The organism is Streptomyces sp. LS1784 (genome assembly GCF_020103755.1).
GTDB lineage: Bacteria > Actinomycetota > Actinomycetes > Streptomycetales > Streptomycetaceae > Kitasatospora.
Window position 1 is genome coordinate 1 of record NZ_JAHSQD010000509.1, and the last position, 6062, is coordinate 6062.

8 protein-coding genes and 1 pseudogene are annotated in these 6062 nt (G+C 70.7%); 5 read left to right on the top strand and 4 right to left on the bottom strand.

Annotated elements, in window-relative coordinates:
- Positions 1–578: 578 nt before the first annotated feature.
- Entirely contained in the window at positions 579–710 is a 132-nt protein-coding gene (locus KS423_RS47655) for a hypothetical protein (protein ID WP_263455610.1), read from the bottom strand.
- A gap of 887 nt (positions 711–1597) precedes the next feature.
- On the opposite strand from KS423_RS47655, the pseudogene KS423_RS47660 reads away from it, so the two are divergent.
- The 3 genes and pseudogenes from KS423_RS47660 to KS423_RS36160 all read left to right on the top strand — a co-directional run.
- A pseudogene (locus KS423_RS47660) lies at positions 1598–1708 on the top strand (transposase); the annotation flags it as partial.
- A gap of 229 nt (positions 1709–1937) precedes the next feature.
- The gene (locus KS423_RS36155) at positions 1938–2084 is read left to right on the top strand and encodes a hypothetical protein (RefSeq protein ID WP_224283979.1); all 147 of its coding nucleotides are present in this window, start codon (positions 1938–1940) and stop codon (positions 2082–2084) included.
- Positions 2085–2172: 88 nt separating this feature from the next.
- A complete protein-coding gene (locus tag KS423_RS36160; protein WP_224283980.1) occupies positions 2173–2493 on the top strand; it encodes a hypothetical protein in 321 nt (106 codons plus the stop codon).
- A 139-nt stretch (positions 2494–2632) separates the two neighbouring features.
- On the opposite strand, the gene KS423_RS47665 is transcribed toward KS423_RS36160, so the two are convergent.
- Entirely contained in the window at positions 2633–2767 is a 135-nt protein-coding gene (locus KS423_RS47665; RefSeq protein ID WP_263455611.1) for a hypothetical protein, read from the bottom strand.
- 341 nt (positions 2768–3108) lie between these two features.
- Positions 3109–3558: a carboxymuconolactone decarboxylase family protein gene (locus KS423_RS36165; protein ID WP_224283981.1), complete on the bottom strand. Its 450-nt coding sequence runs from the start codon at positions 3556–3558 to the stop codon at positions 3109–3111.
- An 83-nt stretch (positions 3559–3641) separates the two neighbouring features.
- Here KS423_RS36165 and KS423_RS36170 point away from each other — a divergent pair, with 83 nt between their 5' ends.
- Positions 3642–4529 carry a sigma-70 family RNA polymerase sigma factor gene (locus KS423_RS36170; protein WP_224283982.1) on the top strand — a complete coding sequence of 296 codons (888 nt, stop codon included), beginning with the start codon at positions 3642–3644 and terminating at the stop codon, positions 4527–4529.
- Between the two features lie 194 nt (positions 4530–4723).
- On the opposite strand, the gene KS423_RS36175 is transcribed toward KS423_RS36170, so the two are convergent.
- Positions 4724–5014, bottom strand: a complete 291-nt coding sequence (locus tag KS423_RS36175; RefSeq protein ID WP_224283983.1) for a replication-relaxation family protein — start codon at positions 5012–5014, stop codon at positions 4724–4726.
- Positions 5015–5766: 752 nt separating this feature from the next.
- Here KS423_RS36175 and KS423_RS36180 point away from each other — a divergent pair.
- On the top strand, positions 5767–5940 hold the full coding sequence (locus KS423_RS36180; protein WP_224283984.1) for a hypothetical protein: 174 nt from the start codon (positions 5767–5769) through the stop codon (positions 5938–5940).
- The last annotated feature ends 122 nt before the right edge of the window (positions 5941–6062 follow it).

Consider the following 6062-nt stretch of genomic DNA (forward strand, 5'->3'; position numbering starts at 1 on the left):
TCGCCCCCGGCCTCGCGGACGCCTTCCGGGACACCTACGGCTGGGCCGCCGCCCTGCTCGCGCTCGCCCTGCTGCCCGCACTGCTGCTCTCCCGCCGGGCACCGGGGCGCGGCGCCGCCGGGAGCGCCACGTCACGCCGAGTACACACCTCCTGACGAACTTCACCGAACCCCCAGCGAGCCGCCCCGCCCCGTACGCTGATTTCGCTACCGGTGAGGGCAGGCCCGTTCGGTCAGCCCGGCAACCAGGGGTGGGCAACAGGCGAGTGCCCAGGTCATGACGGTGGAGTCGGGCCGTCGCCCCGGGCCGGACCTGGCCTGAGCAGCGGGAGCGACGATGCGGCGGATCCATGGTCGACAACCACCGGATCTGCCCAGGCGCCGGCCACGGATCTCGCTACCGAGCCCGATGCGGAGGCCCGTCGCCTCCCACAAAACGCCCGGCCGCTGTCGCAGGACTTGATGTCTTCTGGGGGCGGCCAGGATGTGGGGCGTGTTTGATGCGGGTCCGGCCTGGAGGGGAGTGCACGGTACCGGCCGGGGCCGATTGATGGGTGACGTCTGGTGCGGTTGCCCCCGTCAGAGGTGACGGGCTGCCAGCAGACACGGCAGTCCGGGCTGCTGGGCTCGGACGGTGCCGGTCACGGACAGCATCTGGGCGGCGGACCGGGCGGTCAGCGAGGCAGATGGTTCGGTGCGGTGGATGGTCACGGATACCACCACCGTAGCCTTGCACGTCGAGGCGACGGCGTTCCCGGCGTCGCTGCGGGCCCGGGGCCTGTCGCCGAACACCGAGCAAACCTACGCCAGCCGTGTGGCACTGTTCCTGTCCTACCGCGCCGAGCAGCGCCTGGACTGGCGCACGCCGTCGTCCCTGCCACTGTCCGGCTTCCAGCGCTGGCTGGTGACCGAACCACTCCCGTCCCGTTCACACACCGCCACGGGACCGCCGCACCAACCGCCGAGCGGCAGGCCGCGGGTGCGATCGCGGAACACTGCGACCCTCGTGATGACCGTCGCCGCCGGGTTCCTGCGGTTCGCGATCGCGAACGGCCGGGCCGCACCGAACATCGCCGACGTACTGTCCCAGCAAACACCTCACCCAGCTGCCCGGCGGCTCCGATACGGGGAAAACGACCAGTTCCGCACGGTCAACGCCGCCACGTTCCGTTTCCGGATCACCGAGCCCGGCTACGAGGACCTCACCTCCCAGCAGACCACCCACATCATCGACCTCGCCCCCCTGGCGCGGGACCGGTTCCTGATCGCCCTCTTGGCCTGCACCGGGATCCGTATCGGCGAAGCGCCCGGGCCGCCCCGCCAGGACATGCACCTCCTCGCCTCCTCCCACACACTCGGCTGCACCACCGACGGCCCGCACACCCACGTCCACCGCCGCAGCGACAACCCGAACCAGGCCCTGGCCAAGACCCCCAAACCCCGCACCACCCCCGTCACCCCCGACCTGGCCACCCCCTACACCGACTACCGATGGGAACGCGACGCCATACCAGAGGCCGCCGACACGGAGACGGCGTTCGTGAACCTGTTCCGCCCACCCCTGGGCCAGGCGATGTCCTACCCGAACACCAAAGGACCTGTTCGACCACCTCACCCGCACCGCCCGGCACACCTGCCGCCCGCACATGCTGCGCCACTCCGCCGCCACCTCCTGGCTGCGCGCGGGGTCGGACCGCGATGTCGTCCAGTACCTCCTCGGGCACGTCTCGCCGATGTCGACGGAGCGCTACCGCCACGTCGATGACGCTGAGACCCGCGCCGCCGTTGACCGCCTCCAGGAACGGATGCACCCCCAGCGCGCCACCCACATCGATGGGCTGCCCCTCGCCGCCCAGGACGACCTCCCGGCCGCAGGCCTGCTCGCCGGCGTCGGCGGCCCGCTCCAGCACCGTGCGGTGCCACTCCTCCGCCTGCCGCTTGGCGAGCTCGCGCACCCACCCGGCCCGCCTCACCCGCCTCGGCGAGCACGTCGTTCACCGCGTGCTGCCACTCCCGCTGCCCCTGGTCCTCGTCCCCGACGGCCACCTCGTCCACCCGGACGGCCACGTTCGTCATGACCGGTGAACTCACCACCAGCGTCGAACCGATCACGGCAGGCCGGTGAGTCTCCGCCCGGCGACCGGTGAGTTTCGCCCGCCGAACTCACCGGTGCATGTCAGAGCCGCGCGTCGCACAGGCCGCCGCCCACCCGGCGCTGCACCACGACAACAACGCGGTGCAGCGCCAGGACGAGGGAGTGCAGCACCCCCTCGTCCTGGCGCTGCTGCCGGAGGTTGTCCCGGGCAGCCCGGCCTGGTTGTCCCCGAGATGCAGCAGGTTGTCCCGGCCGGACGCCGTCGCGCCCTCGGCGGTGCAGCGCTACGAGCTGCACTGTGCTGCGCGCTGCACCGTCCAGGGCCCCGGTGCAGCACCGCGCCGGCCGACGTCACCACCGAACTGCTGCATCCGCAGCCGGGCCCAGAAACCTTGGTGAGCCATCAAGGTATCGACGTTCTCACAGGTCAAAGCATTGGTGGCGCACTGGCGCCGGTCACCAAGGTACGCGGCCGCCCCAGCGCCGAAGCCCGCAGCGCCTCCTCCAACTCGCCGCCGGCCTTCCTCCAGTCCTCCAACTACTTGATCAGACTCCGCACCAGGACATCAACGGCCCGGCCCGGGTCCCGCCCTTCCTGCCGGGCCTCCTGCGCGGCCTCACCGAAGACGTCCTCGTCCAGGTCCTCGAACGCCTCCTTCCACCGCCCGGCCACCAGCCGCCGATGTCCGCCAGCACGCCCTGGAGCCCGGCATCGACCGACTCCTGGGGGTTTGCTGGGCGGGGGTGGGCGCGGTTCTGGGCGACGGTCCGGACAACCGGGGCTCTCCGCCCTGCAGGGCCGTTGGTCATGGTGCGCCCGGCACATACCGGCCGCGTTGCCGACTGACAGCGGCCGGCTCGCATTCCCCACGGACGGCCAGCTGACATATCACTCTTCGTGATCAGCCCCTTGACCTGTCTGGAGATCACTCACGCGACAGCAGGTGAATCCTCCGGACGGTCAATGCCACACACCCGCTCCCGCCCTGATGAGGGCGCCGTCCACCTTCCGCCTCACCAGGTCTTGCCCGCCTGCTCCCGGATGGTGTGGTTGATCCGGTTGAAGAAGTTGGTCAGCGCTATCTCCAGGATGATCGCGTTCAGCTCTTCCTCGGTGAAGTGGTCGGCCGCCTCGTCCCAGATCGCGTCGGTCACCCCGGGCGCGCCGTCCTGGATCCGGGTGGCCGCCTCCGTCAAAGAGAGGGCAGCCCGCTCCCCGTCAGTGAAGAACGGCGTCTCGCGCCACGCGACCACGCTGTGCAGCCGCTCGTCCGTCTCGCCCGCCTTCTTCGCTCCCGCCACGCTCGCGTACACGCACGGCGCGCAGCTGTTGATCTGGCTGGCCCGCAGGTGGACGAGGGACAGGAGGCGCTGGTCCACCCCGCCGGCGCCGATCGCCTTGTAGAGGTGCTTGATCGCGATCATCAGGTCGGGGTTGGGGGTGCCGGTCATGCGTGCTTCCATCGGTCCCGCTCCTTCATCGGTTACCGGTGCCCGTCCGGGCCCGTCATCACCTATGACGGAACGGATTCGAGAGAGGTAACACCATGACCGACACCCACCCGACCGACCCGGTGGCCCAGACCTTCGAAACCCAGCGCGACCGGCTGCGCCGGGTCGCCTACCGGATGCTCGGCTCGCAGGCGGACGCCGAGGACGTGGTACAGGAGGCATGGCTGCGCCTGTCCCGCCAGGACGCGGACAGCATCGACAACCTGGGCGGCTGGCTGACCACCGTGGTCGGCCGGCTCAGCCTGGACGTACTGCGCTCGCGCCAGGCCCGGCCCGAGGCCTCCTACGACGACCAGCTGGCCGAGCTGGTCGTGGCCCTGGACGATGCGCCCGCCCCTGAGGAGGCTGCGGCGCTCGCCGACTCGGTCGGCCTGGCGCTGCTCGTGGTCCTGGACACGCTCAGCCCGAGCGAGCGGCTGGCCTTCGTCCTGCACGACCTGTTCGCCGTCCCGTTCGAGGAGATCGGCCGGATCCTCGACAAGTCCACCGCCGCCAGCAAGATGCTGGCCAGCCGGGCCCGCCGGAAGGTGCAGCGCACCGAGCGACCGGCAGTGGAAGTGGTGGTCGCACGGGAACAGCGGTCGGTGGTCGACGCCTTCCTGGCGGCGGCCCGCGGCGGGGACTTCGAGGGCCTGCTCCGGGTCCTCGACCCCGAGGTCCGCCTCAGTGCCGAGACCGCTGACGGAGTCTTCGTCACCCTGGGCGCCACCAAGGTCGCCGCCAGCGCTCAGTTCGCCGCCGGAGCCGCCACGCGAGGACGGGCGGCGATCGTCAACGGCCTGCCGGGGGTCGTCTCCTGGCGCGAGGACGGCACCCCGCTGTCGGTCCTCGCGTTCACCGTGGCGGACGGCCGGATCACCGACATCACCGCCGTGGTCCACCCCGCCAAGCTCGCCGCAGTGGTGGGCCACCTGGCCCCGTAGAAGTGCCCCGTGCACCTGGGGGTACTGGATCGCGGTGAGGGCGGCTTCGCGGATGAGGCGGGCGAGGCTGCCGATACGCCCGGCGGTGCGCGCCACGAGCAATGGGATGCAGCGCGCACCCAGGGGCGTTTCAAAGTCCCGGTGATCACATGAGTCCGCAGGCCAGAGCGGTCTGGAGGGTCCGGGGCGGCCCGTCACGTGTATTTGAAGGCGGTCTCGTCCCCGGGCGTCCGCGGGGCGGGGATGTGCGCCAACTCGGAGAAGGCACCAGCGATCCGCACGCCGTGCTCGGTCAGGAACCAGCCCCTGGTCCTCCCGGACTGAGGCAGCACCAGTTCCGCGGCCAGGCCCTCGCTACGCAACCGGCGCAGCCGCGCCCGCATCTTCTCGATACCCGCGTCCGGGGCGGTCAGCCGGCGAAGCCACTCGGCGGTGGCGATGCGGAACTGGAACAGCGCGGCGAGCACCGCCCAAGTGATCTCCACCTCCCGTGGCTCGGTGCCCGGCTCCGCCCCGGTCCTCGCCCTCTTCCTGGATGTCGTCATCGCAGGGTGCCCCTTTCGGCTCGGCGCGCAGCCCGGCGCTGCGCGCGGTTGCCGCAGGGAACCTCACACAGAAGACCGTCAGGCCGCCTCCGCCGGGCCTGTCCGCCGCGTTCTCCGACGGGACGGGCACGGGCTGGGCAGGGGTGGCCCGGGGTGCTTCCTGGCGGCCACAGGGCCTGGCCGGGGCAGTGCCAGTCGAGTCCGAGTGCGGTGAGCCAGTCGAGCTGCTCGCCGGTGAGTACCGATCCGCAAGCGGCCACAGCCGTGGACGGCCAGGGCACCTACGCACACCCGGCAGGGCCCACCTTCCCGAGCCCCGGCCGGACTCGACCAAATCCTGATGCCGCACGCAACCTGGGACGAACCACCGACCAGGAAGCAGAAGCATGAGGTTTATGACGGCCTGCTATAGCGCTGACCAGCCGTTTTACAGCTTCCGAGTGCGCTGCGCGAAGGCTGCAGCGGCCGGCCTGCTACGTCTACGAGCAACGCCGATGCCAGCCGACAACTCCACTGACCTGGCAAAACACTGCGACACAGCAGCGCGGGCCCAGCCCGTGGGCCCGACGGACCAACCGCCAGTTCCCCTAGCGTATTGGCGCGCAGCAGAAGCCGCCCGGCCGGATGCTTGCCGGCTAGGCCGGGACGGTCTCCTGCGCGCGAAGTCCCCACCCACGAACAGGAGGGTCTCCATGTACGAGTCTACGAACAAGCCCACCAACCAGCCGCTGCCCGTGCCGTCCCGAGCCTCCAGCCGCCTGCGCCGTCTCACCCAACAGCTGGCGGCACAGGCGCTCAAGGGCGCGGCCACCGCGGCCGGAAGCTCCTGCATCGCGCTCATCATGTGGTGGATCGAGCGACGCTAGTGTCCTGCGCCAGAGATTCGTCGGCAGAATCGGGCGAGGGAGTCGAGGATCTCCTCTGCGGTTTTGGTCCAGGTGAACGGTGTGGGGTTGTCGTTCCAGTTCTTGATCCAGGTGCGGATGTC